This is a genomic window from Sphingomonas sp. SL1004, from assembly GCF_057815015.1.
The window spans coordinates 4,000,736-4,022,628 of record NZ_JBYMUX010000001.1; the positions used below are offsets into that span (position 1 = coordinate 4,000,736).

General features: G+C 65.7%; 25 protein-coding genes and 1 tRNA gene. 10 read left to right on the forward strand and 16 right to left on the reverse strand.

Annotation, left to right across the window (positions count from 1 at the left end):
* Window positions 1-278: 278 nt before the first annotated feature.
* The gene (locus AC3D24_RS18450) at window positions 279-2,015 is read left to right on the forward strand and encodes a hypothetical protein (protein WP_489032527.1); all 1,737 of its coding nucleotides are present in this window, start codon (window positions 279-281) and stop codon (window positions 2,013-2,015) included.
* 340 nt (window positions 2,016-2,355) lie between these two features.
* On the opposite strand, the gene AC3D24_RS18455 is transcribed toward AC3D24_RS18450, so the two are convergent.
* Window positions 2,356-2,976, reverse strand: coding sequence for a TetR/AcrR family transcriptional regulator (locus tag AC3D24_RS18455; RefSeq protein ID WP_489032528.1), 621 nt, complete (start codon window positions 2,974-2,976; stop codon window positions 2,356-2,358).
* An 85-nt stretch (window positions 2,977-3,061) separates the two neighbouring features.
* Between AC3D24_RS18455 and AC3D24_RS18460 the strand changes: the two genes are divergently transcribed.
* From AC3D24_RS18460 to AC3D24_RS18470, 3 genes are read left to right on the forward strand one after another with little or no spacing between them, the layout of a single operon-like run.
* The gene (locus tag AC3D24_RS18460) at window positions 3,062-4,501 is read left to right on the forward strand and encodes an efflux transporter outer membrane subunit (RefSeq protein ID WP_489032529.1); all 1,440 of its coding nucleotides are present in this window, start codon (window positions 3,062-3,064) and stop codon (window positions 4,499-4,501) included.
* The gene (locus AC3D24_RS18465) at window positions 4,501-5,658 is read left to right on the forward strand and encodes an EmrA/EmrK family multidrug efflux transporter periplasmic adaptor subunit (protein WP_489032530.1); all 1,158 of its coding nucleotides are present in this window, start codon (window positions 4,501-4,503) and stop codon (window positions 5,656-5,658) included. The genes AC3D24_RS18460 and AC3D24_RS18465 overlap by 1 nt, the downstream gene beginning before the upstream one ends.
* Before the next feature lie 10 nt (window positions 5,659-5,668).
* On the forward strand, window positions 5,669-7,198 hold the full coding sequence (locus AC3D24_RS18470; protein ID WP_489032531.1) for a DHA2 family efflux MFS transporter permease subunit: 1,530 nt from the start codon (window positions 5,669-5,671) through the stop codon (window positions 7,196-7,198).
* A 155-nt stretch (window positions 7,199-7,353) separates the two neighbouring features.
* Here the strand turns inward: AC3D24_RS18470 and AC3D24_RS18475 are convergent, their stop codons facing one another.
* From AC3D24_RS18475 to AC3D24_RS18510, 8 genes are all read right to left on the reverse strand, one after another.
* A complete protein-coding gene (locus AC3D24_RS18475; RefSeq protein WP_489032532.1) occupies window positions 7,354-7,614 on the reverse strand; it encodes a helix-turn-helix transcriptional regulator in 261 nt (86 codons plus the stop codon).
* Window positions 7,614-8,129: a J domain-containing protein gene (locus AC3D24_RS18480; RefSeq protein ID WP_489032533.1), complete on the reverse strand. Its 516-nt coding sequence runs from the start codon at window positions 8,127-8,129 to the stop codon at window positions 7,614-7,616. Before AC3D24_RS18480 ends, AC3D24_RS18475 begins: the two co-directional genes overlap by 1 nt.
* 104 nt (window positions 8,130-8,233) lie before the next feature.
* Complete coding sequence (locus AC3D24_RS18485; protein ID WP_489032534.1) at window positions 8,234-10,105, reverse strand: ParB/RepB/Spo0J family partition protein; 1,872 nt, start codon at window positions 10,103-10,105, stop codon at window positions 8,234-8,236.
* A complete protein-coding gene (locus AC3D24_RS18490) occupies window positions 10,098-10,463 on the reverse strand; it encodes a hypothetical protein (RefSeq protein ID WP_489032535.1) in 366 nt (121 codons plus the stop codon). Before AC3D24_RS18490 ends, AC3D24_RS18485 begins: the two co-directional genes overlap by 8 nt.
* 238 nt (window positions 10,464-10,701) lie before the next feature.
* Window positions 10,702-10,947 carry a hypothetical protein gene (locus tag AC3D24_RS18495; RefSeq protein WP_489032536.1) on the reverse strand — a complete coding sequence of 82 codons (246 nt, stop codon included), beginning with the start codon at window positions 10,945-10,947 and terminating at the stop codon, window positions 10,702-10,704.
* Window positions 10,947-11,189 (reverse strand): DUF2312 domain-containing protein, encoded by a 243-nt coding sequence (locus AC3D24_RS18500; protein WP_037529852.1) that lies wholly within the window; start codon window positions 11,187-11,189, stop codon window positions 10,947-10,949. Before AC3D24_RS18500 ends, AC3D24_RS18495 begins: the two co-directional genes overlap by 1 nt.
* Window positions 11,190-11,209: 20 nt before the next feature.
* Entirely contained in the window at window positions 11,210-11,524 is a 315-nt protein-coding gene (locus tag AC3D24_RS18505; RefSeq protein ID WP_489032537.1) for a hypothetical protein, read from the reverse strand.
* 2 nt (window positions 11,525-11,526) lie between these two features.
* Window positions 11,527-11,775 carry a hypothetical protein gene (locus tag AC3D24_RS18510; protein ID WP_489032538.1) on the reverse strand — a complete coding sequence of 83 codons (249 nt, stop codon included), beginning with the start codon at window positions 11,773-11,775 and terminating at the stop codon, window positions 11,527-11,529.
* A gap of 24 nt (window positions 11,776-11,799) precedes the next feature.
* On the opposite strand from AC3D24_RS18510, the gene AC3D24_RS18515 reads away from it, so the two are divergent.
* Complete coding sequence (locus tag AC3D24_RS18515) at window positions 11,800-11,934, forward strand: hypothetical protein (RefSeq protein WP_489032539.1); 135 nt, start codon at window positions 11,800-11,802, stop codon at window positions 11,932-11,934.
* Complete coding sequence (locus AC3D24_RS18520) at window positions 11,931-12,275, forward strand: hypothetical protein (protein WP_489032540.1); 345 nt, start codon at window positions 11,931-11,933, stop codon at window positions 12,273-12,275. Before AC3D24_RS18515 ends, AC3D24_RS18520 begins: the two co-directional genes overlap by 4 nt.
* 531 nt (window positions 12,276-12,806) lie before the next feature.
* On the opposite strand, the gene AC3D24_RS18525 is transcribed toward AC3D24_RS18520, so the two are convergent.
* The 4 genes from AC3D24_RS18525 to AC3D24_RS18540 form a co-directional block, all read right to left on the reverse strand.
* Window positions 12,807-13,673 carry a helix-turn-helix domain-containing protein gene (locus AC3D24_RS18525; protein ID WP_489032541.1) on the reverse strand — a complete coding sequence of 289 codons (867 nt, stop codon included), beginning with the start codon at window positions 13,671-13,673 and terminating at the stop codon, window positions 12,807-12,809.
* Window positions 13,674-13,686: 13 nt separating this feature from the next.
* On the reverse strand, window positions 13,687-15,090 hold the full coding sequence (locus AC3D24_RS18530) for a tyrosine-type recombinase/integrase (RefSeq protein ID WP_489032542.1): 1,404 nt from the start codon (window positions 15,088-15,090) through the stop codon (window positions 13,687-13,689).
* Window positions 15,091-15,103: 13 nt separating this feature from the next.
* Window positions 15,104-15,179, reverse strand: a tRNA-Thr gene (locus AC3D24_RS18535).
* A 30-nt stretch (window positions 15,180-15,209) separates the two neighbouring features.
* On the reverse strand, window positions 15,210-15,905 hold the full coding sequence (locus AC3D24_RS18540; RefSeq protein WP_489032543.1) for a hypothetical protein: 696 nt from the start codon (window positions 15,903-15,905) through the stop codon (window positions 15,210-15,212).
* On the opposite strand from AC3D24_RS18540, the gene AC3D24_RS18545 reads away from it, so the two are divergent.
* Window positions 15,904-16,059, forward strand: coding sequence for a hypothetical protein (locus AC3D24_RS18545; protein WP_489032544.1), 156 nt, complete (start codon window positions 15,904-15,906; stop codon window positions 16,057-16,059). The genes AC3D24_RS18540 and AC3D24_RS18545 overlap by 2 nt on opposite strands.
* A 9-nt stretch (window positions 16,060-16,068) precedes the next feature.
* Here AC3D24_RS18545 and AC3D24_RS18550 read toward each other — a convergent pair whose 3' ends face one another.
* Both AC3D24_RS18550 and AC3D24_RS18555 read right to left on the reverse strand, forming a co-directional pair.
* Entirely contained in the window at window positions 16,069-16,410 is a 342-nt protein-coding gene (locus AC3D24_RS18550) for an MmcQ/YjbR family DNA-binding protein (protein WP_489032545.1), read from the reverse strand.
* The gene (locus AC3D24_RS18555; RefSeq protein ID WP_489033224.1) at window positions 16,407-17,726 is read right to left on the reverse strand and encodes a replication-associated recombination protein A; all 1,320 of its coding nucleotides are present in this window, start codon (window positions 17,724-17,726) and stop codon (window positions 16,407-16,409) included. The genes AC3D24_RS18550 and AC3D24_RS18555 overlap by 4 nt, the downstream gene beginning before the upstream one ends.
* A 233-nt stretch (window positions 17,727-17,959) precedes the next feature.
* On the opposite strand from AC3D24_RS18555, the gene AC3D24_RS18560 reads away from it, so the two are divergent.
* The gene (locus tag AC3D24_RS18560; RefSeq protein WP_489032546.1) at window positions 17,960-18,550 is read left to right on the forward strand and encodes a PadR family transcriptional regulator; all 591 of its coding nucleotides are present in this window, start codon (window positions 17,960-17,962) and stop codon (window positions 18,548-18,550) included.
* The gene (locus AC3D24_RS18565) at window positions 18,547-18,837 is read left to right on the forward strand and encodes a DUF2218 domain-containing protein (protein ID WP_489032547.1); all 291 of its coding nucleotides are present in this window, start codon (window positions 18,547-18,549) and stop codon (window positions 18,835-18,837) included. The genes AC3D24_RS18560 and AC3D24_RS18565 overlap by 4 nt, the downstream gene beginning before the upstream one ends.
* A gap of 181 nt (window positions 18,838-19,018) precedes the next feature.
* Here AC3D24_RS18565 and AC3D24_RS18570 read toward each other — a convergent pair whose 3' ends face one another.
* On the reverse strand, window positions 19,019-20,170 hold the full coding sequence (locus tag AC3D24_RS18570) for a glycosyltransferase family 4 protein (RefSeq protein ID WP_489033226.1): 1,152 nt from the start codon (window positions 20,168-20,170) through the stop codon (window positions 19,019-19,021).
* A 103-nt stretch (window positions 20,171-20,273) separates the two neighbouring features.
* Between AC3D24_RS18570 and radA the strand changes: the two genes are divergently transcribed.
* A complete protein-coding gene (radA, locus tag AC3D24_RS18575; protein ID WP_136189650.1) occupies window positions 20,274-21,644 on the forward strand; it encodes a DNA repair protein RadA in 1,371 nt (456 codons plus the stop codon).
* Window positions 21,645-21,893: the final 249 nt, after the last annotated feature.

The following is a 21,893-nucleotide window of genomic DNA, read 5'->3' on the forward strand; positions in this document are numbered from 1 at the left end:
GGCGACAGCGGACCCTTTTTTTGTGGCGAGAGGGCGGTGTGGGAGCGATCCCGTCCCTAGGCATGAACGGCTGCGGCCACCTGATTGAACACTATTCGATGTATCGCGTGCACTTCACGCGGCGTATCCCACTGCATAACCTCGACAAAATATAGGATGGAGACCGATCCGCAAACTAAAGGGTCCGATACGGATCGACCTTCATTGACAGTTACTGGCGAGTGGCGCGCTATCGGCAACAGTGAAGGCGTCAGTTTCTCCAATAGCAGGATCTGGACATGCGCAGTGGAACGATCGCCAATAGTCTTGTTCCGCTGGTGCTATCCGGAGCGGCCTTTGCTTTTGCGGCAGCTACGGCGCAGACTATTCCGATGGATGCGCAGCCAACCTGCGCCATCGCTCCTGCCACCTTTGCCGCGATGTTCGAAACCGGTGCGGTCACGCTCAACGGCGTGGTCAAGCCGGCCGACAGCACGGTCGTCCTGACGCCCAACTGCTCGTTCTTCAACTGGAGCGATCAGATGTTCCTGTGGCTGACGTCGCCGGCGCCGCGGCGGTACGGCGGCGGCAGCCGGATCATGTTCTCGCCAAGCTTCTATACCGCCAGTCCGCCCTTTGGTCCCGCCGGTGCGACGCGACGGGATTTCATCCCGAACCGCCCCGGTCTGCCGCTGCGGATGATGTTGCGCGCGACCGAGCTCGGGCCGCATCTGCTGCCGGCGGTCATCTCGCGTACCGGCCAGGTGATCGAGGTGCAGCGCGCCGATCCGACCAAGCCTGTCCCGCCGCTGGTCCGATTGCAGAGCGGCGCGGTGGTGCGGCTTGCCGACGTCCGGCGCGCGCCCGCGGGTGGGCTACAGTTCTTCGACGCGCGCGGTGCACAGCTGCAGGTACGCAAGCTCGCCTTGCCGACGGTGTTGCGGCAGAGAGTAAAGCTGCAGAACGACAGGATCGTTCCGGTCATTCCGCTCCGGGCAATGCAGGCGGCGATTCAAGCGCGCAAGTTCGTCGTCGGCGGCATCCCGATCTTCGTCAACGCCAGCAACGTGGTCATCGACGTGGAACCAGGCCAGGCCGATGGCGGCGTCCTGATCTCGCAGAATGGATCGCTGATCTACTACATCATCGCGCTGAACGACGTGTTTGCCTATTCGCGGACGATGCGCGGCAGCGCGATCATTCCGGAGGCGACCACCCTGACCATGCCGATGACCGGCGCGGATGCGGCGACGATCGCGACCTTCGCCGCCGCGCATGGTCATAATATCGCCGACCCCAAGGCGCTTGCGATCGAATCGAAGAGCAGTTGGGTGGCGGCCAGCGCAGTGACCAACCCGAACGACTATATCCAGGCCGATGCGACGGTCCCGGTGTTCGACAAATCGAACCCCAACATGTGGGTCGCGACCAGTGCCCAGACGACGATCAAGGTCGTGATGGTGGGTCTCCACGTCGTTGGCAGCACCAAGGGACACGGCGAGATGGTGTGGGGCAGCTACGAGCATGTCGGCAACGCGCCGAGCGCCAGCTACACCTATAATTCGACCTCCGGGATCAAGACGGTACCGCAGGATACCGCGGGCGCCTGGGTCTTCACGCCCAGCGGATCGAGCGGACCGTTCAATGCAATGAACGCCAGCGTCGACGGATCGGGGCATATCATCGGTACGCCGGTGCGGTCGACACCGGTCCTGCGCACGTCGCCCTGGGGAATGCCCGGCAACAGCACGTCGATGAACACCCAGGTCATCTCCTCAACCGCCAGCGTGATCAAGCAACTCGCGCCGGGCGACGTACGCCGCAACTATTTCCAGCTCGGCACCACCTGGACGATCAACGGCGCACCACCGAGCGGCAGCAACGAGGTCGGAACCAATCAGCTTGCCAATGCGACGATCGAGACCTTTGCACAATCGTCTGGGCCGTCCGGCAGCGGCACCAACTGTTTCTCGTGTCACCAGCACAATACGGTCTCGGTCAGTCACGCATACAATATGATGAACCCTCTGTTCTGAGTGAACGACCTCGGGTCCAACCGCGTGGGACGGGGAGGGCCGGGGTCGCGCAGGGGCGGTTCGGGGCGGGTTGAGGCGTCGGCGTCAGGACTGCGGCAACAAGACGCGCCGTGAAGCACCACGGTGCCCCCCTTTCAGAAGGCCGGCGTACTATGACCTCGCGGTTCGGCCACGATCGACCGCAAATGCCGATATAGCCTCAGGATAGCGCCGCGCCGAATACCGGTTAGGCCATGCCCTACCGACCAAGGCTCCACCGACCAAGCATCCGACCGAAGAACGCAGCGGCATCGGGGCTAATCTGGGCCCGCCGGTTGCGCACCGATCGGCCTCGGTGCGATCACGCGGCGTAAGCGCGGTTGAACAGATCCAGCGTCTTGACGGCATGCGCGTGGATTTCCGCGACGCTGGGAATGCCGACGACGCCCCATAGACGCAGGTTCTGCTGCATCTGGGCGAGCTGGATCAGATTTATCGCAGCCTGCATCGGATCGTCGTGACGCAAGTCGCCCGCGGCCATCCGGCCGCGAATATAGTCGGAGAGCCGCTCCAGCACGATCTGCGGTCCGCGAGCGTAAAAGATCCGGCCGATCTCGGGAAATCGGCCGCCCTCGCCGACGATCAGCCGGTGCAACCGGATGCTGTCGGGATGGAGCATTTTCAGCACGAACCGCTCGGCGAAATCGAGCAGCGTCGTGTTGCAATCCCTGCCCGGACGCAGCGCGTCGTCGAGATTCTGGCGAAAGCTGGACGTGACGTCGTCCAGGACCGCCGTGAACAAATCTTCCTTCGACGGAAAATACGCCCACAGCGTTCCCTTCGACCCGCCGAGTTGCGCGGCGATCGTCGACATCGAGGTTGCGGCATATCCGTGTTCGAGAAACGCCTCACGCGCGGCCGAGACGATAATAGCCTTGCGCGCCTCCCGGTTTTGATCGCGACGTGTCTTCGTTTCGAACATTACCGTACTATAGGGTACGGTTTAAGATTGACAAGTTAGTAGAGCAAGACCATTTGGCTGCCGTACCGAGGAGTACGGTAATTCAATGAAACTGATTCGATTTGCCGGTTGCGCGAGCGTCGCAGCGGCGCTGGCAGGCTGCGCGGTGCCAGACCTGGGGCCGCGTCCAGAGCTCGCTGGCCCCGGCGCATTCGCGACGCGCGACAGTCTTGCTGCGCCCAGCGGGACCATGGCGGCGTGGCCTGTGGCGCAATGGTGGCGGGGTTACGGCGATACGCAGCTCGATACGCTGATCGCCGAGGCGCTGGCGGGATCGCCCGACATCGCGATTGCGGCGGCGCGGGTCCGCATCGCGCAGGGCGCCGTGCAGCAGGCCGGCGCGGCGAACCAGCCGACGCTCGACGGCGAAGCCTCGGCCGGGCTTAACAAGCAGAGCTATAACAACGGCATTCCGGCGGCGTTCGTGCCGCGCGGCTGGAACGATACCGGCCGGCTGGCGCTGAACGCAGGGCTCGATCTCGACCTGTTCGGGCGCAACCGCGCGTCGCTGGTCGCGGCGACCTCCGAGGCCGAGGCCACGCGACTGGACGGCGAGCAGGCGGCGCTGACGCTCGCGACCGACATTGCCGCGCGTTACGCCGATCTGGCGCGGCTCTATGCCGAACAGGACGTTCTGCAGCGTGCGCTCGCGGTCCGCATGTCGACGGAAAAGCTGGCGGCGGACCGCGTCGCGATCGGTCTCGATACGCAGGCCGAGCTGAAACAGGCGCGTTCCGCTGTACCGGCGTCGCGCGTCGACCTGGCTGCGAATGCGGAGCAGATCGCGCTGACCAAGAACGGCATCGCCGCGCTTCTCGGTGCCGGCCCGGACCGGGCATTGTCGATCGCGCGGCCGTCGACCCCCGTGCTGGCGACCGAGCTACCGGCGGACGCGGCGATCGCGCTCATCGGTCGTCGGCCCGACATTGCCGCGGCCCGCGCCCGTGCCGAGGCAGCCGCCAGCCGGATCAAGGTCGCGCGCGCCGATTTCTACCCGAATATCAGCCTGTCCGGGCTGATCGGCTTGCAGTCGCTCGGCCTAGACAATTTGTTCAAGGGCGGATCGAGCATCGGCAATGTCGGCCCGGCGATCAGCCTGCCGATCTTCCGCGGCGGCGCGCTGCAGGGCCAGTACCGACAGGCTCGCGGCCAGTATGACGAAGCGGTCGCAAGCTATGATCGCACCGTGATCGGTGCGCTGCGGGAGGTGGCGGATGCCGTGACCAGCCGCCGCCAGGTCGCGGCGCAGCGGATCGACGCACGCGCTTCGCTGGCCGATGCGGAGGGCGCGTACCAGGTCGCGCAGTTGCGCTACCGCGGCGGGCTGTCGACCTTCCTCAACGTGCTGAGCGCCGAACAGGCGGTGCTTACCGCGCGGCGCTCGCTTGCCGATATCGAGGCGCGTCGGTTCGCGCTCGACGTCCAGCTCGTGCGCGCGCTTGGCGGCGGCTTCCAACCTTCTCTTCAGATCAACGGGACACGATGATGGCCACCCCATCCACCGACAGCGATCAGACTCCGGCGACGGAGCCCAAGATCGACACCGCCAATCCCGCCAAGCGCAAGCGGTTGCTGCTGATCTTCGCGGCGGTGCTGCTCGTGATTGCTGCCGCGTATTTCCTGTACGACACGCTCGTCCTGTCGAAGCGGGTGACGACCGACAACGCCTATGTCGCGGCCGAGACCGCGCAGGTCATGCCGCTCGTCAGCGGGCAGGTGATCGACGTAACCGTCAGCGATACCCAAAACGTCAAGCGCGGGCAGGTGCTGATGCGGCTCGATGACGCCGACCAGCAGATCGCGGTCGCGCAGGCGGAGGCGGATCTCGCGGGGGCGGAGCGTCGCTACGGCCAGACCGCGGCGACCGGTGACGCGTTGCAGGCGCAGGCCAATGCCCGCGGTGCCGATATCGGCAGCGCCCGCGCGCAACTGTTGCTCGCCCAAGGTAATTTGGAGCGCGCCCAGATCGATTTCCAGCGCCGCCAGGCGCTGGTCGCGGCAGGCGCCGTCTCGGGCGACGAAGTGACGGCCGCGACCAACGCGCTGCGCACCGCGCGTGCCAATGTCGCGATTGCGCAGGCGGGGATCGTCCAGGCGACCGCGACGCGCGCATCCGCCCTGCAGGATCGCGCCGCCAACACCGCACTGACTCGCGGCACGACCCAGGCCACTGCGCCCGAAGTGCTGACGGCGCGCGCGAAGCTGCGTCAGGCGAAGCTCGATCTGTCGCGCACCGTCGTCCGCGCACCGATCGACGGCGTCATTTCGCAGCGCAACGTCCAGATCGGCCAGCGGCTCGCGCCCGGTACCGCAGCGATGGCGATCGTCCCGGTCGACAAGCTCTACGTCGATGCGAACTACAAGGAGGGCCAGTTGCAGCACGTCCGCGTCGGACAACGTGCGACACTGACCTCGGATCTCCACGGTGACGACGTCGTGTATCACGGCCGTGTGGTCGGGCTCGCGGGCGGTACGGGTGCATCGTCAGCCCTGATCCCGGCGCAGAACGCGACCGGCAACTGGATCAAGGTGGTACAGCGTCTGCCGGTCCGTATCGCGCTCGACCCGAAGGAGCTGCGCGATCATCCGTTGCGGGTCGGGCTGTCGATGGACGCCGAGATCGACATCTCGGGCGATCGCTAGGAACCGATAGATGGCCGACGATAGCGCCCCGCAGCCGCTGACCGGCACGCGCCTGCTCCTCGCGGGCTTCGTGCTGGCACTGACCAATTTCATGGTGGTGCTCGACACCACCATCGCCAACGTGTCGGTGCCGCATATCTCCGGCGGGCTGGGCGTGTCGCCGACGCAGGGGACCTGGGTGGTCACCTCCTATTCGGTGGCGGAGGCGATCTGCGTGCCGCTGACCGGCTGGCTGGTCCGGCGCTTCGGCACGATCCGCGTGTTCATGGCGGCGATGATCGGCTTTGCGGTGTTCTCGGCACTCTGCGGCATCGCGTCGTCGCTCGGTGCGATGGTCGCGTTCCGGATCGGGCAGGGTTTCTGCGGCGGCCCGCTGATGCCGCTGACCCAAACCTTGTTGCTGACGGTCTTTCCCCCCAAACAGCGCGCGGCGGCGATGGGCGCTTGGGCGATGACGACCGTCACCGCGCCGATCCTGGGGCCGATCCTGGGCGGCACGATCAGCGACAATTGGTCGTGGCCGTGGATCTTCTACATCAACCTGCCGATCGCGATCTTCTGCGTCATCGGCGTATTCACGCTGCTCCGCAAATCCGAGACCAAGACGGAGATCGTGCCGATCGATCGGTTCGGCCTGTTCCTGATGGTGCTCTGGATCGCGGCGTTGCAGATCATGCTCGATCTCGGGCGTGAGCATGACTGGCTTGGGTCGAGCTTCATCGTCGGCTGCGCGATCGTCGCCGCGATCGGCTTCGTCACCTTCCTGATCTGGGAGCTGACCGCCGGCAACCCGATCGTCGACCTGCGCGTGTTCCGCCACCGTGGCTTCACGGTCGCCGTGACCGCGCTCGCCTTTAGTTTCGGGACGTTCTTCGCCTCGGTTGTGATCATCCCGCAATGGCTGCAATCGACGATGGGCTATACCGCGACCGACGCGGGGTATGTGACGGCGTTCAACGGCGTGCTGGCGGTGATCTTCTCGCCGATCGTCGCCAAGCTCAGCACCAAGGTCGATCCGCGTGCGCTGGTGTGTTTCGGGATCTTCTGGCTTGGGCTGACGTCGATCCTGCGGACCTTCTGGTTCAGCGGCGCGGACTTCTGGATCCTGGCGGCACCGCAGTTTGTGCAGGGGCTGGGCATGCCGTTCTTATTCATCCCGCTCACGATCATCGCATTGGGCGCGGTGGACCCCGAGGAAACCGCGTCGGCGGCGGGCGTCATGAGCTTTCTGCGGACGCTGGCGGCGGCGATCGGCACGTCGATCGGCAGCACCCTGTGGCAGAACGGCGCGCAGGAGAACCGTGCCGAACTGACCAATATCCTCCACAATGGCGACCAGGTCATCGCCAACGCCGTCCAGCACGGCATGTCGGCGGAGCAGGGACGGGGGATGATCGAGCGCTTGGTCGATCAGGAAAGCTTCGCGCTGGCGACGAACCATATCTTCGCGCTGGCGGCGGTGGTGTTCTTCATCTCGGCCGCGATCATCTGGCTCGCCCCGCGTCCGGCCCGCGCAGTCGACACCTCCGCCGCGCACTAGACGGTTCGTGGCGAACGCTGTGGTGGGGGATGGGACGAGCATGGATGGTGCCGGTTGCAGGGATCGATTAAACATGGCTAAAGTCCCGGAATAGCGCTGAAAATTAGTTTTCGGTTTTGGGGAATGCCCCCAAGAATGCCCCCTCGTTTGGGGGCTTATTCGGCTGGCTGAGGCGCCCGATGCTCGCTGGCCCAAGCGGCGTAATCGCTTTCCCACCACCCTACGCACCGCTTCGTGAGCGCGGTTGGCTTCGGCATTTCGCCCTCGCGAACGCGCCGGCGGATCGTCGATTCGCTTAGGCCGGTCGATGCGATCATGTCATCGAGCCGCAGGAAGCGGCCGCGTGCGCTGGGCACGCCGAGCTGCTTGCTTTGGGCCAAGGTACGGCGCTCCCGGTGCGCAGTAGATCCCGGCATCACAATGTCCCCTGTTTTGCTTGTTCGTAGGCTTGGCTGAGGCGGTCCCACGTCGCGCGGTCACCGCCAGCGTTCGGATGGGCGGTCTTCGCCATCGATCGGTAGGCAGCGTCGATCGCCGCACGATCGGCCCGGGGTGAGACGCCAAGGACTTCCCACCAGCGATCCGGCGCCGGCAGCGCGACGTGGCCAGCGAAGGCCTGCTTCAGATCCGCGACGCCCCAGCGCTCCTGACCCCGCAGCGCCTCAACATGCGCGGCGATCGCGGCGATGTTGTCGGCTACGGTATCCCAGCGATCGCAGGCCAATACGTGCGGCCGCTTATCGAGCGTGAAATAGAACGCGACGCCGGCATCCTCGGGATCGCGGCGGCTGACGTTCTGATCTCGGCTACCGGAGGCGGTGAACCGGATGTTGGTCGACAGTACCATGTCCAGAACGCGCCAGTCCTGACCATGCTTGGTCAGCATGCCGATCTGCTCACGAAGCCGGGTACGGCTCGTCGTAAGGGTCATTCGGCTACCGCCGTTGCGGAACAGTGCCGCCTTCGGCGATTGCGTGCGCGGTCGGCCGGTCGGCCAAGCCAGGGGGTAGCCTGGCTCGATGCGTGGCTCAGTGTTCATTCGGCTGCCTCGCGATCGTCGGCGGGGAGGGGTGCGTAGGGAACGTTGAAGCGCAGCAGCGGGTGGACCCAACGAAGGCCGCGGCTGCCGGCCCTGGTCAGCAGCGCCAGGACGCCGGTCGTCAGATCTGCAGATTTTGCCTTCGCCCAGGTGGCCAGCGTCGGGACGTCGACGAAAGGCTCCGCGATCGCGAGGCGCTGCGCCTTCGGGAACATGTCGAGCATGTCGCCGGTCGGCATCCAATACTTGCGGAAGTTGTCGGTACCGATCCCGGCCTCGCTGGCGACGACGTCGTGAACCGCGCACCGAAGTTCAGGGGTCGCGAGGCTGCGCTCGAGCACGAAGCCGGCGATCGTCGCGGCGGTGAGCGACTTGATCTCTGGCGAGGCAGCCCGATACGCCATAAACGCGGTCTCCAGATCGTCGTCGGTGAAGAAGTCCTGCTGGCTGATTGTAAGGACCGCCTTGGCGGCGATCTTGGCGGCTTCCGTTGCAGCCGCATGTTCCCGCGCGAGCGCCAACGCGTCGTGCGATACGCCGACCAGGCTATCGCCAGCGATGATGCGGATGCCGAGGCGCTGCTGGCGGTAGCCGGTCGTCAGCAGCGCGCGAGCCTGGGCCCAAACCAGATAGTCGAGTCCGACCGTGCCGAAGTCTTTCGCGTCATCGATGAGCGCGGCACGAAGGACCACCTTCCGGACCGCGCTCATCGCGAACGTTCCGTCGATCGTCAGGCCGTCACCCTCGCGCGCCACTTCAGCGCGGTGATGAGCTTCGAACGGACTATCATTCACCGGCGCTGGCGTCCGCGGGACCGCGGCGATCGGCGCGGCCGGCTTCTCGTTACCGAACTTCGCCTTCCGGCTTGCCCACCAGTAGGACACGACCGGAGCGCCGGTAGCGTCGATCGCGATGTGCGCCACGATGTCACCGTCGGGGAGCTCGAGGCCACCTTCAGCACCGGGCTTGGCGTTCACGCTTAGCTGGTGATCGACATTGTCCCACTGATCCTTCGGCTGGTCGGGGATGAAGCGGAGATCCGGCCGCGCGGTGCTCTTGCGGATCTCGGCGCGGACGATCGCGATCTTGTCGTCGACGAGCTGCTGCAGCTTGCCCTCGTCGACGATGCGGCCGCGCTCCTCTGCGACGTCGGCGAACAGATCCTGGTCGAACCGTCCGCCGGCGGCGCGGTAAGCGTCAGCTCCGACGAACGCGAGCTCGCGCTGGGCCCGCACGTCGCCAACCTTCATCGCTTTGCGGATGTCGGCCGGCGTCGGGTGCGTCGGGTTGATCGGCGCGAGGCGTTCGAAGGTGACGCGCTGCAGCTCCTGATCTTCTACGGCAGCGAAGGCTGTTGCCTGGCCCAATGAGATCTTCTCGGCCCGAAACGCCTCGAAGATCGGCGGCGCCAGTCGGCCGAGGCGGAGCCAGCGGCTGACAGTCCCGACGTCAGGTTGCCCGATGCCCTTGGCGATCTGCTCGACGCCGTGACCACGAGCAGCTGCGCGCGCGACGCCGGCGTACAGCTCGTGTTCGCGCAGATCGCGGCGGATCAGGTTCTCGGTGATCGAATGCTCGATAAGCTCCGCGTCGCTCAGTCCGTCTAGGACATTGACGCGCACGGCATAGTCGGCCGGCAGGTCGCCGTTGCCGATCAGCGCCTTAATCGCGCGGTACCGGCGACCGCCGGCGATCGCGCCCCACTTCGTCTTGCCGCCCTTCATCTGGTGGACGGCGATCGGATTGATCAGTCCGTCCGCGAGGATCGAGGCCTGCAAGCCCGCAGTGTCCTCCGCGTCGGGCGAGTAGGTACGGACATTGAGGGGCGATAGGCATAGCTGGTCGATCAGCAGCGTCGTGCTAGACATGGTGGGGCTCCGGCTTTGCGGCCGCGAGCGCGCGTTTCGACAGAGCGGCCTTGGTTGGTGCGCTCACACCGACGGCTGGTACCGTCGGTGCGTCGTTTCCGGGGAGGGGGGCCGCACCCGGCCGGTCCCCTGAACTGGCGGACGCAATCGCGTCCTCGATGTCGGTCTGGCGATCGTCCGCGACGTCCTCGCCGTAGCGAACCGACATGTAGACGTCGGTCCAAGTGACATGCTTTGTGGCGTCATAGTGTCGCGCGGCGACGCCTTGGGCGTTGCCACCAATCCAGAGCGCGTCGCTGCCCCCGCATTCGAAGCAGCCGGCGCGAACGTCGCGGCTGGTGAACGTTGGGCGAGTCACGCGCGAGCCTGCCAAGCTTCGAGCGCCTCGACGTGCGACGGACATATATCTTTGTCCGGAGCCGGCGATGTCGTGCACTTGGCGCAGATCGGCGCGTCGCAAGTGCCACTCTTCTTGGTCGGTACCTTCCAGTCGCACGCCAGCGTCGCGCGTTTGCCGCACGCGCACCGCTGCCGGCTGCGCGTACCGCAAACGATCGCGGAGCCTCCGCCTGGTATGGTGACGTGCTGGCAGGCCATCAGGCTCGCGCCTTCTGCTCGCGCAGTTCGACGAGGCGGGCAATCGCGAAGCGCTTCCAGTCCGCGCCGTGCTCGAGCGCAAACGGAATAAGGAAGTGCAGGGCTGCCGCCTGCTCGTCCTCGTAACGCGTCTTCACTATGACACCGACCTCGCGGAGCGCCATCCAGAACGGATGGAGGACGAAGTTCGGCATGCCCAGGACTTCGGCGAGCCCGGGCGTCAGCTCAGTCGGATAGTCCGCCATCAGATCATCCCCAGCGCTTGGAGATAGACCTCGAGGATGGCTTCCTCCTCCTGGTACTCTTCCTTCTTCTTCTTCCGGATCGACAGGATCCGGCGGATCGCCTTCGGGTCGTATCCACGCCCCTTAGCCTCCGCCATCACGTCCTTGATGTCGTCGGAGATCCCCTTCTTCTCTTCCTCGAGGCGCTCAGCGCGCTCGATCAAAAGGCGGAGTTCATCGGCCGCAACCTTGCCGCCGCCCATGCCGTGCTGGCGTTCGTCGCTCATCGCGGTCCGTCCCGATCATACGAGATCTCTTCGTCGGCAAACCGAACAGCTTCGGTGCCGTACTCGACGACGTGCATCGCGGCTTTGTCGATCGCGAGGTGGACGTCGGTTGTACCGTCCTCCTGCTCATTGTTCTGGAGGGCGTTCGCGATCTCGGCCGCGAACGTGTCAGGATCGACGACCGTCATCGTCTCGTCGTCCCAGTCGTCACCGGCCTGGACGGCGATCATAAGCGTGTCGACGCCGATCCGGATGACGAGTTCGCCTTCGACGATTTCGATCGTCAGCGCCTGGTTGCGATCACCGGCCATGATCAGAAGCCGATCGTCGCGCGCAACGCCGCAGCGGCGCCAGCAGAGTCGATCGCGAACATGATCGCGGACCCGACGGCCGCACCGAGGCAGGCGAGCTTGCCCATGTCGGTTGCGGTCAGTCGATCGGGGTCACTGGGCACGTAAGGCACGCAGGCTGCGCAATCGCAGTCGTGATCGTGGATCTCGACGATACGCAGATGCGGTTCACGCAGGCGATAGGCACGCTCGATCTTGGGCTGACGGCTCATGGCCTTTTCTCCGGACGGGATTGAATGGCGACGCGGAGCTTCTCGATGCTCCACGTCAGCAGGATCGTGCCGATCGCGAGGGCAGCGATGGCGCTACGGGGGGATCCGAGCACGGCCATGGCCAGCACGACGCCGCACTGGATGACGATGATCGCGTGAATGGTCCGAAGGCCGCTCATGCTGCGACGTTCGGCGAGGGCGCCATCCGTATCCTCTACCAGCGCGCCGGCTTCGGCGATCGCCACGTCCCGCACGGATGGCGTGCCAGCTTCTCGACGATCCTGAACGAGCAGCTGCCCGACGAGCGCGCCGCGATCGACCGTGCGCTCGGCCATGTCGGCGGCGGGAAGGACGAGGAAGAGCAGGGGATCAACCGGAAGGTCGAGGGCGCCTACAACCGGTCGACGCACATGCCGCGCCGGCGGCAGTTGTTCGACGCCTGGGCCGAGGTCCTCGCCGGGGCGGCGCCGATCGCCGCGGCGGCCGCGGCGGCGGCCTGACCCCCCGGGGGGTCGAAAGTGGGCAGGGCAGGGTGCCGGACACCGCATAGGGGGTTCGTGTGCACTGCGAGGTATTCCAGGGTAAAAAGATCAGGCGATCGCGTTACCGCGAGCAACGGCCGGCTGAACATCCCGGGCGGCACATAGCGAGGTCACGGGGACGATGCTCTTGGAGCAGACGCCAGTCGTCATCCGATATCTGACCCCGCCGTCGCATCTCATGCTCTAGATCGTGGACGTCGCACGCCAAGTGCGCGCTGAGGTACGCTTCGCTGATCTCTCGGTTGGTCATAGGTCTCGTCATCGACAGCGCCGCGTGCGCGACGCAAGAAAAGAACAACGGATCTCGCACACTTCCCCCATCGATAGCCCGGGGCGGCGCAAGCCGCCTCGCTCCGACAGCCGGGTCTTGGCGGTCGGGTGCTCGAGGCATGCCGTTTCGGCTTTGGGGGAATATCAAATTAGCGCCGGCTCCGCGTTCAGCGGAGACGTTCCTTATTCCTCATACCTGAATGCAGGATAGAGCACATTTCATGTACTCGCGTTGTCAAACGAAGAAGCCGCGCTAGCGAGCGCAGCGCGCAGTGCCGGATCTTGGACTTCGCGGGGCGCGGCTGGGGTGCCAGGCGCTACGGCGGCAGGGACAGCCCCCAGGCGCCTTAGCTTGGCGACGAGGATCTGCATGTACCGTTGCCATGTTCGGGGTGCCATGCTGCGTCTGTGGTCGAAATAATAGGCGTTCGACGTCTGCTCGCGCTGGGGGGCGAACTCGCCTTCGTTGTTCGTCCGGATGCTACGGCGCACCCAATCCACGAAGCCGCGGCTCTTCAGCCGCTTGATCGATTCGATCGCGGCGTTGCGGCTACAGACCGCCCACTTGGCGATGGTATCGTACGACGGGAAGAGCGCGCCGGTCGCGAACTCGATCTTTGCGAGCAGCGCCTCGAGGACGGTAACGTCGATGCGCGTCAGCCGGCCGTCGGCGCGCGCGATCGTCGCGTCCAGGCGCTCGATCTCGTGCCGGAGCGTCGCCGGCCGGCCGATCGGGGCCTGCCCTTGGGCGACGAGCGTCGCCAGCTCGGCCGCGAGCACGTCGCGCAAGTCGCGGACCTCGCGCAGCCGACGGTTGGGCAGCTCCTTCCAATCCTGCCGGCGCTGCTCCTTGACGCTCTGAACCAGTGCCTCGCGATGGATCACGCCCTGGGCGTGTGATCCGTCGCCGACCTTCTTCCATGGCTGGGCGCGCAGGTCGTCGACGTCATAGCTGTGGCGCCGCGGTACGCGGCGGCCTTCGCCGTGGTCGGGGCCTCGGGACTTCTCCGACAAGGTGGCGCCAGCGCCACGGATCAGGTTGCGAACGGCTTGCGCTGATGGCGCGGTACGATCGACCGCGCTCACAGTGCCGCACCCGTCAGGAGTGCCGCTGCCCCTCGAGCAGCTGGGCTGGCTGTAACAGATCGACGGTCAGCAAGTCCGCCCATTCCTGCGCGATCTCGCGACGTCGGGGCATGTACGCATACCGATTGTAGATCGCCTCCGTACTGCCATCGATATGCGCCAACATAAGGTCGACGATCTCTCGATCTCCCTTCCGACCCTGCTCGGCCGCGAGCCGGTTCATGACGGTAGAGAACGTTGCCCGCCAACCGTGCGGCACGTGGATCGCGGCGTAGCCGGCTTCCCGATACAGCTTGCTGATCGTGCTGTCGCTGAGCGGCCGCTTGGCAAACCTGATCGATCGGAAAATCAGACCGGTCGCCCCGCTGAAGCTGATCGCTACCTTCACGATCTCTACGGCCTGCCGTGACAGCGGGACGACAAACTCGAACGCTGGATCGTTGCGACGTTCCTGCGCCAGTTTCATTTTGGTAGCGGGAATGCGCCAGATCGGTGCATCGCCGTCCAGGTCCTCGAACTCGTGCACCTCGGCCAGGCGCAGCACCCCCGACCTTACCGCCGTCAACGCCAGTAGGCGCGACGCTAGGCGCGTCAGCGGGTAGGCCGGTCGCACCTCGACAACCCTCAGCAGCTCTTGCGCTTGAGCGATCGTTTGGACCGCGGGGTAATGACGGTGCCGAACCCGACCAAGCGCCTTGCCCATCTCCGCGGCCGGATTGTTGGTCGCGATCGCGCTGGCTATCGCGTGCACGAAGATGTCGGAGATCCGCTGCCGGCAGCGGTGCGCAACGTCGGCCGAACCGCGCGCCTCGATCTTCCGAAGCAGGGTGACGATCTGCGGCGACGTGACCTGTGAGATCGGCATCTTGCCGATCGCGGGGAATACGTCGTTCTCCAAGGTACGCAGCACGTGCGCCGCATGACGGGGTTTGAAGAGCGGGACCTGACTGGCGTGCCACGTCAGCGCTACCGACTTGAACGTATGTTCGCCCGCAGCTGCTGCCTGTGCCGCCTGCAGCACCCGATCGATCGACGGATCCACGCCCGTCCGAAGCAGCGCCGCGGCCTGCTCGCGCGCGATTCGCGCCTTCTTCAGCGAGACGTCCGGATAGAGGCCGAACGTCAGTCGCTTTTCCTTGCCGTGGATGCGATATTTCCACCGCCAGGACCGAGCGCCCGACTTCAAAATCTCGAGATAGAGGCCGTGACCGTCGAAGAGTTTCGTCTTGCCGTCGGCCGGTGGCGATTTGCACTGCAGGTCGGTCAGCATCTGATGCCCCCACCGCCGATAAACCGTGCCCCCATAATGCCCCCGAATGCCCCCGCCAGTCCTGACAGCCAATGACGGCTTTTGACGGTAACAGAAACCCCCAAAATTGGCTGTTTTCCGGGGTTTTTGGCTGGCCTTGACCGCCAATGGCGGTAAAAAATGGTGCCGGTTGCAGGAATCGAACCCGCGACATCCAGTTTACAAAACTGGCGCTCTACCAACTGAGCTAAACCGGCCCACATATCGGGCGCTGTTCGCCCAATGCTTCAAGAAACGCCGAAGGTCCAGCCCTCGGTTTGCGCGATATGCGAAGTCATCGCCGGTGGCGCCCAAAGCTCGGGCCGATCCGCGTTGTTGCGCAGCCAGGCAGCGGTAAGAATCGCGTCGGTCGCGTGATCGTCATAGCGGGCGAGCGGCTGGTGCGGATCGCTACCGATCGCCGCCAGCGCACCATCGAGCGTGGCGGCGTCGCGGATCTTGCTCAGCCCCTTGCGGATACCGGCGGCGCGCGCGGCGATGGTCGTGTAGATCTCGACGATCGCCGACCCCCGTAGCGGCAATCGATCGAACGGCCATATCGGGATCTGTCCTGCAATCCGGTGCAGCACGCGCATGCCGGTCAGGCTCGACTTGCCGACCTGCGCCGCGCCGACGAGGTTGAGATTGCTGGTCGGGCTCAGCCCCTGCCGCCGCTGCGCCTCCTCGGTCTCGCGCAGCCGTCCGCGGCCCTCGAAATACTCGCCCTTGCGCCCGCCGTGGCGGCGCAGGTGCCGCGCAACCTCGTGATGATCGACGAAACTGCTCGCGCCGAGATGCGGATCGTCGGCACAGATGTTCTCAATCAGCGCCCACAGCGCGCGCGCATGTGTCGGACTCTCCGCCCAGCCAGGAAAGAAGGCACCCCGGTCAACGAACGGCAGCGACGGCCCGAGATCGAGCCCGACCAGCGTATCCGGCGGCATGATGTTCGTCAGCCAATCGAGTGCCGCGGTGCGCGACCAGCCGCCCTCGGCTGCGACCAGTATCGGCGCGGCGGTACCCCGCGCGCAGATCGCGACGGCGATGCCGGGTTGGCGGGGACCGACCGCACCCGACCAGTCGATAGCGGCGAAATGATCGAAGCGGTCAGGGGCGATCGCCGAACCCCTTTCGCTGTTTCACAGACGCCTGATCCCACCACGCGCGGGCGATCACGCGGGCGATCCGCCCCGGATCGCTCGCGCCGTAGCGGACCAGCAGGCCCGGCCAGGTCTCGTAATGCGGGGTCTGCCAGAACGTGTCCGGGTCGGTCGCGATCAGGACGGTTTTCTCCTCATGCGGGCTGCGGACGTGGAAGCTGCCGGCGACCTGCCCGGCGCTCACGAACATTTTCCCGCGCGTCTTGATCGCGGGCTGTCCGTACGACGTCGAGGCTTCGGTATCGGGAAGCAACAGCGCGCAGGCCGCGACCGCATCCCAATTCTTCACGATCGTTTCGCCGCGCGCAGTTCTTCCCAATAGGCGAGCCGCTCAGACAGGCGCTTCTCGAACCCGCGTTCGGTCGGCGCGTAGAAGGTCTGCGGGCTCATCTCGTCGGGCCAGTAATCCGAGCCGGAAAACGCATCCTCCGTGTCGTGATCATAGGCGTAGCCCTTGCCGTAGCCGATATCGCGCATGAGCTTGGTCGGCGCGTTGCGGATCGAGGCGGGCGGCATCAGCGAGCCCGTCTCGCGTGCCGATTTCCACGCCGCCTTCTGCGCCTTGTAGACCGCGTTCGATTTGGGTGCGGTCGCGAGATAGACGCAAGCCTGTGCGATCGCGAGTTCGCCTTCGGGGCTGCCGAGGAAGTCGTATGTGTCCTTGGCGGCGATGCACTGGACCAGCGCCTGCGGGTCGGCGAGCCCGATATCCTCGACCGCGGCGCGGGTCAGCCGACGCAGCAGGAACAGTGGTTCCTCGCCCGCCGTCAGTATCCGCGCGAGATAATAGAGTGCCGCTTGCGGGTCCGACCCGCGGATCGATTTGTGGAGCGCGGAGATGAGGTTGTAATGCCCCTCGCGATCCTTGTCGTACACCGCCACCCGGCGCTGCAGGAACGCTGACAAACCGGCCGGATCGAGCGGTTCGGGAAGGTTGACCGAGAACAGAGTCTCCGCCTGGTTGAGGAGGAAGCGGCCGTCGCCATCGGCGCTCGCGATCAGCGCATCCTTGGCGGGCGGGGTGAGGGGCAGGGGGCGCTCCATCTCCACCTCGGCGCGGTCGAGCAATTGTTCGAGCGCGCCGCGACCGAGACGTTCAAGGATCAATACCTGCGCGCGGCTGAGCAAGGCTGCGTTGAGTTCGAACGAGGGGTTTTCGGTGGTCGCGCCGACCAGCGTTACCGTGCCGTCCTCGACGTACGGGAGGAAGCCGTCCTGCTGCGCGCGATTGAAGCGGTGGATCTCGTCCACGAACAACAAGGTGCGCTTGCCGATCTTCGCGTGCTCGCGCGCCTCGGCGAACGATTTCTTCAGGTCCGCCACGCCTGAGAACACCGCCGAGATCGCGACGAACCGCAAGTCGACCGCGTCGGCGAGCAATCGCGCGATGGTCGTCTTGCCGGTGCCGGGCGGGCCCCACAGGATGATCGAGGACAGCCGTCCTGCCGACACCATCCGGCCGATCGCGCCTTCGGGGCCGGTGATGTGATCCTGCCCGACGACTTCGCTTAGCGTGCGCGGGCGCAGGCGGTCGGCGAGCGGCGCGTTTTCAGGATGCGTTTCGGTGGGGGCGGCGGGTTCGAAGCCCGCGAAGAGATCGGCCATTCCGGCAAGATAGGGGCGGGGTGGCGGTTTGCCCATCCGTCAGCCGCCTTCATTCCGTCATGCCGGGCCCGTTCCGGCATCCACCGTTCCACGTACTCATCGATGGCGAGTTTGCGGAACGGTGGACTCCGGAACAGGTCCGGTTGACGGATTTTTTGGAAGCACCCCTTGAACCGGAAACAGTCTGCGATATATCGCAACTCATGAATGAAGATATATCGGAGAACACTCAAATGCGTTTTGGTATGGGATATGGAGCCTGGACAGGTGGCCCTCGCGGCGACGGCCACAGGCACGGCGGTCGCGATCACGGACCTGAGCATTCAGCCTGGAAGCAGGGCGGCGGCCCGCGTGGGCGAGGTCGACGGCTGTTCGACGGCGGCGAGTTGAAGCTCGTCATGCTGAAGCTGATCGCGGACGCGCCGCGACACGGCTACGACCTGATCCGCGAGATCGAGGGGCTGACCGGGGGGGGCTATGCGCCGAGTCCGGGCGTCGTCTACCCAACGCTCAGCATGCTCGACGAGATGGGGCTGATCGAGGAGCAGCAGTCGGAAGGCGCGAAGAAGCGCTTTGCGGCAAGCGACGAGGGCCGCGCGCATCTCGCCGAGAATGCGGCTGTAGTGGACGGCTTGTTCGCCCGGCTGGCGGCGGTCGGGGCGGAGTCCGAGCGGACCGATGGCGCGCCGATCCGGCGGGCGATGGGCAATCTTCGGCAGGTGCTCCAGCACCGGCTGATGCGCGAGGACGTCAACGAGGACACGCTGCACGAAGTCGCGGCGTTGCTCGACGAGGCTGCGCAGAAGATCGAGCGCTTGAAGTGAGCGTCTCGGTAGCACGCGTGCCGACGCATTCGGCCAGCAAGTATCTCCAGCAACTCGCCAAGCACTGGAGCCACAAGATGGAGGTGACGTTCTCGGAGGAAGAGGGCCGCATCGCCTTCCCGAGTGGCGCGGTTCTGGAGATGCGCGCGGACAGCGAAACGCTCGACGTCGCGCTGACGGTGCCGGAGGGTGAGGGCGTCGAGCGGATGCGCGGCGTGGTCTCCAGCCACCTCGACCGCTTCGCCTTCCGCGAGGCGCCGCTGACGTTCGACTGGGCGACGGTCTGACAGCGTCCCCAAACCGTCATCCCAACCCTCAAACTGTCATCCCACCCCCAAGCCTTCATCGCAGCGAAAGCTGGGATCTCCCCATTCGGGTCACAGCGCCTGCCAATGGGAATACCCCAGCTTTCGCTGGGGTGACGGTTTAGGGCGGGGGAATAGGATCGCGTGAGGCGCGGCAGGCAACTTAGCTGCCCCGCCGTGCCATCACCTCAAGATACGCGTCCAAGACCGCCTGGTTGATCGTATCCCAACGATAACCGGCGGCCTTGTCGTGTCCGGCCCAGCCCATCGTCTCGCGCAGGCCCGGCTCGGAGACGATCCGCCCGATCGCGTCCGCATAGCCGCCGATGTCCGTCGGCGGCACCAGGAACCCCGTTATGCCATCGTCCACCAGCCCGACCGCGCCCGACGCCCGCGCGGCAACCACCGGCACACCCGCCGCCATGGCCTCCAGCGTCACGTTGCCGAACGTCTCGGTCACGCTAGGATTGAAGAACACATCCATCGACGCGACTGCACGCCCCAGATCGTCGCCCGACTGGAACCCCGCGAACACCGCACCGGGCACGTGGCTTGCGAACCAGTCGCGCGCCGGACCTTCGCCGATCACCAGTACCTTGTGCGGCACGCCGCGCTGCTCAAGCGTCCGGATCACGTCGGCAAAGACGTCGAGCCCCTTCTCCTTCACCAGCCGCCCGAGAAACCCGACCGCGATTTCACCGTCGGCAATCCCGCGCTCGCGCCGCCACGCCAGATCGCGACGCGTCGGCGTAAAGCGATCGTGGTTCACCCCGCGTGACCAGATCGCGGTCGGCGTCGTCACGCCCCAGTCGCGAACGATCTCGGCCATGCCGCGCCCGGGCACCAGCACCTCGTCGACCCGGTTGTAGAAGCGTGTCAGGATCTTCACCATGATCGGCTCGAAGAACGCCATCTTGTAATAGCGGAAATACGTCTCGAACCGCGTGTGCAGCGACGCGACCGTGGCGATGCCGCGTCGCCGGCCATAGCTGATCGCGCGGTGGCCGAGAAAATCGGGCGCCGACACGTGGACGATGTTCGGCGCGAACGCGTCCAGGTCGCGGCGGATCGCGGCCGGCAGCCCGCGCGCCATCTTGTATTCGCCACGTCCTGCGGGCAGCGGCAACGACGGCACCGCGACCAGATCGCCGGTCGGCGGGAAGGCGGGCTTGGCGTTGGTCGGCGAATAGACACGCACCGTCACGCCCTGCGCCAACAAATGGCCGACGAGCAGGTTCAACGCCTGGTTCGCGCCGTCGCGAACGTAATTATAGTTGCCGCTGAACAGGGCGATGCGCAGGTCGGTGGCGTGCATCATCGCGCGGATAACGCCGTGTGCCGCCAAGCGCCACTGAATCTGTAACATACGCTAGCCGCCCGCCATTGATGTTCCCGTATCGTTCTCGTACATCGGCTGCATGGCGAAACCCCAGAAGCGTTACGTATGTCAGGCCTGCGGATCGGTGTCGCACCGCTGGGCGGGGCAATGCAGCGATTGCAGCGAATGGAACACGCTGGTCGAGGAGGCGAACACCGCCGCCACGCCGTTCCATTCGAAGCATAATCTCCAGACCGGCGGCCGCGCGATCCAGCTCGTCGGGCTCGATGCGGAGATCAAGCTGCCCGACCGGATGGCGACCGGTATCGCCGAACTCGACCGCGCGCTGGGGGGCGGGTTCGTCGAGGGCTCGGCGACGCTGATCGGTGGCGATCCCGGCATCGGCAAGTCGACATTGTTGTTGCAGGCGGCGGCGAAGATGGCGCTGGCGGGGCAGTCGGTCGCGTACGTCTCGGGCGAGGAAGCCGCGGACCAAGTCCGTTTACGCGCACGGCGGCTCGGCCTCGGCAACGCGCCTGTGCAGTTGGCGGCGGCAACCTCGACGCGCGACATCCTGACGACGTTGCAGACACGGCCGCCGGCGATGCTGGTGATCGACTCGATCCAGACGATGCACTCCGACCTGATCGAAGGCGCGCCCGGCACGGTCAGCCAGGTGCGCGCGTCTGCGCAGGAGCTGATCCGTTTCGCCAAGGAGCGCGGCACGGCCGTGGTGCTGGTCGGGCACGTGACGAAGGACGGCTCGATCGCCGGCCCGCGCGTGCTGGAGCACATGGTCGATACGGTGCTGTCGTTCGAAGGCGAGCGCAGCCACCAATACCGCATCCTCCGTGCGATCAAGAACCGCTTCGGCGGCACCGACGAGATCGGCGTGTTCTCGATGCAGACCGAAGGGTTGGCGGAAGTCGGTAATCCCTCGTCGCTGTTCCTGACGCACCGCGACGACGCGATGACCGGCGCGACGGTGTTCCCGGCACTGGAGGGAACGCGGCCGGTGCTGGTCGAAATACAGGCGCTGACCGTGCGCTTGGCATCTGGTGCGACGCCGAGGCGGGCGGTGGTCGGCTGGGATTCGGGCCGGCTGGCGATGATCCTCGCGGTGCTGGAGGCACGGTGCGGGCTGAGCTTCTCCAACGCCGAAGTGTATCTGAACATCGCCGGCGGCTACCGCGTGCAGGACCCCGCAGCAGATCTTGCGGTGGCGGCGGCACTGATTTCCGCAATGTCGGAGCGGCCGGTGCCGGTCGATGCGGTCGCGTTCGGCGAGGTCGCGCTGTCGGGTGAGATCCGTCCCGTCGCGCATGGTCCGTTGCGGTTGAAGGAGGCGAGCAAGCTTGGCTTCGAACGCGCGCTCGTTCCCGCGTCGATGACGGGGGAGAAGAGCGGGATGAAGCTGTCGGGGTTCAAGACGCTGGCTTCGTTCGTGGATCACATGATGGGGCGGGGGTAGGCCATCCAAACCGTGTTTCCCCGCGAAGGCGGGGATCCAGACTGCTCCCGCCTTCGCGGAGAACAGGGCCAATAGTAGTGACGGTGCGGAACCACGCGTACCTTTACGATGCGGATAGCTGCCGTTCGTTATTGACGTCCCGGTTAGGTACCACCCCGGCGGAGGCCGGGGCCCAATTGGGAAGCGCTGCTGGCGATCGCTGTGCTTCGCCACCACGACCTCTCCAATTGGGTCCCGGCCTCCGCCGGG

Bases quoted from the DNA above. Each gene is read 5' to 3' on its own strand.
- AC3D24_RS18450 (WP_489032527.1), top strand. From the start codon at position 279: ATGCGCAGTGGAACGATCGCCAATAGTCTTGTTCCGCTGGTGCTATCC.
- AC3D24_RS18455 (WP_489032528.1), bottom strand. From the start codon at position 2,976: ATGTTCGAAACGAAGACACGTCGCGATCAAAACCGGGAGGCGCGCAAG.
- AC3D24_RS18460 (WP_489032529.1), top strand. From the start codon at position 3,062: ATGAAACTGATTCGATTTGCCGGTTGCGCGAGCGTCGCAGCGGCGCTG.
- AC3D24_RS18465 (WP_489032530.1), top strand. From the start codon at position 4,501: ATGGCCACCCCATCCACCGACAGCGATCAGACTCCGGCGACGGAGCCC.
- AC3D24_RS18470 (WP_489032531.1), top strand. From the start codon at position 5,669: ATGGCCGACGATAGCGCCCCGCAGCCGCTGACCGGCACGCGCCTGCTC.
- AC3D24_RS18475 (WP_489032532.1), bottom strand. From the start codon at position 7,614: ATGCCGGGATCTACTGCGCACCGGGAGCGCCGTACCTTGGCCCAAAGC.
- AC3D24_RS18480 (WP_489032533.1), bottom strand. From the start codon at position 8,129: ATGACCCTTACGACGAGCCGTACCCGGCTTCGTGAGCAGATCGGCATG.
- AC3D24_RS18485 (WP_489032534.1), bottom strand. From the start codon at position 10,105: ATGTCTAGCACGACGCTGCTGATCGACCAGCTATGCCTATCGCCCCTC.
- AC3D24_RS18495 (WP_489032536.1), bottom strand. From the start codon at position 10,947: ATGGCGGACTATCCGACTGAGCTGACGCCCGGGCTCGCCGAAGTCCTG.
- AC3D24_RS18500 (WP_037529852.1), bottom strand. From the start codon at position 11,189: ATGGGCGGCGGCAAGGTTGCGGCCGATGAACTCCGCCTTTTGATCGAG.
- AC3D24_RS18505 (WP_489032537.1), bottom strand. From the start codon at position 11,524: ATGGCCGGTGATCGCAACCAGGCGCTGACGATCGAAATCGTCGAAGGC.
- AC3D24_RS18510 (WP_489032538.1), bottom strand. From the start codon at position 11,775: ATGAGCCGTCAGCCCAAGATCGAGCGTGCCTATCGCCTGCGTGAACCG.
- AC3D24_RS18515 (WP_489032539.1), top strand. From the start codon at position 11,800: ATGGCGACGCGGAGCTTCTCGATGCTCCACGTCAGCAGGATCGTGCCG.
- AC3D24_RS18545 (WP_489032544.1), top strand. From the start codon at position 15,904: ATGATGTTCGTCAGCCAATCGAGTGCCGCGGTGCGCGACCAGCCGCCC.
- AC3D24_RS18540 (WP_489032543.1), bottom strand. From the start codon at position 15,905: ATGCCGCCGGATACGCTGGTCGGGCTCGATCTCGGGCCGTCGCTGCCG.
- AC3D24_RS18555 (WP_489033224.1), bottom strand. From the start codon at position 17,726: ATGGCCGATCTCTTCGCGGGCTTCGAACCCGCCGCCCCCACCGAAACG.
- AC3D24_RS18560 (WP_489032546.1), top strand. From the start codon at position 17,960: ATGCGTTTTGGTATGGGATATGGAGCCTGGACAGGTGGCCCTCGCGGC.
- AC3D24_RS18570 (WP_489033226.1), bottom strand. From the start codon at position 20,170: ATGCACGCCACCGACCTGCGCATCGCCCTGTTCAGCGGCAACTATAAT.
- radA (WP_136189650.1), top strand. From the start codon at position 20,274: ATGGCGAAACCCCAGAAGCGTTACGTATGTCAGGCCTGCGGATCGGTG.